A 901-nucleotide genomic window follows, 5' to 3' on the forward strand; every position below is an offset into this window, starting at 1 on the left:
ATACGTGTTCGTAATTGTCGTTCCTTCTACTTTTGTCTCGTAGCCGTCTACTTTCACTTCACTTACTGTGTACTTGATTTCATTGCCTTTTTCATCATACTTCGGTAAATCTTTAAAGCTGAAGTTCCAGTTGCCTTTTTCATCAGCTTTCACTGTCGCATCTTGTACTACTTTATCACCTTGAAGCAATTGTACTGTGATGCTTCCTGGACGTGTGTTGAATTTGTTGTTGTAGTCTTCCCAGACTTTCTTACCATTTACTTCTGTTTTGTCTGTATTTTTGTATGTGTTCGTAATTGTTGTTCCTTCTACTTTTGTCTCGTAGCCGTCTACTTTCACTTCACTTACTGTATATTGGATTTCGTTTCCTTCTCCATCATACTTCGGTAGATCTTTGAAGCTGAAGTTCCAGTTACCTTCTTTATCTGCTTTTACTTCTTCTGTTTTAAATTCTGTTCCATTTTGAAGCAGTTGTACTTTGATGCTTCCTGGACGTGTGTTGAACTTGTTGTTGTAGTCTTCCCAGACTTTCTTACCATTTACTTCTGTTTTGTCTGTATTTTTGTATGTGTTCGTGATTGTCGTTCCTTCTACTTTTGTCTCGTAGCCGTCTACTTTCACTTCACTTACTGTATATTGGATTTCGTTTCCTTCTCCATCATACTTCGGTAGATCTTTGAAGCTGAAGTTCCAGTTACCTTCTTTATCTGCTTTTACTTCTTCTGTTTTAAATTCTGTTCCATTTTGAAGCAGTTGTACTTTGATGCTTCCTGGACGTGTGTTGAACTTGTTGTTGTAGTCTTCCCAGACTTTCTTACCACTTACTTCGGTTTTGTCTGTATTTTTGTATGTGTTCGTGATTGTTGTTCCTTCTACTTTTGTCTCGTAGCCGTCTACTTTC

At 37.6% G+C, this 901-nt stretch carries 1 protein-coding gene; it reads right to left on the reverse strand.

Going from position 1 to position 901, the window contains the following annotated elements; genetic code table 11:
• The coding region (locus ACTFRN_RS28025) for a Cna B-type domain-containing protein (RefSeq protein WP_440038764.1) at positions 1-901 on the reverse strand (901 nt) is incomplete at both ends.

This window comes from Bacillus cereus group sp. MYBK245-2 (genome assembly GCF_051916145.1).
Classification (GTDB): domain Bacteria; phylum Bacillota; class Bacilli; order Bacillales; family Bacillaceae_G; genus Bacillus_A; species Bacillus_A pacificus.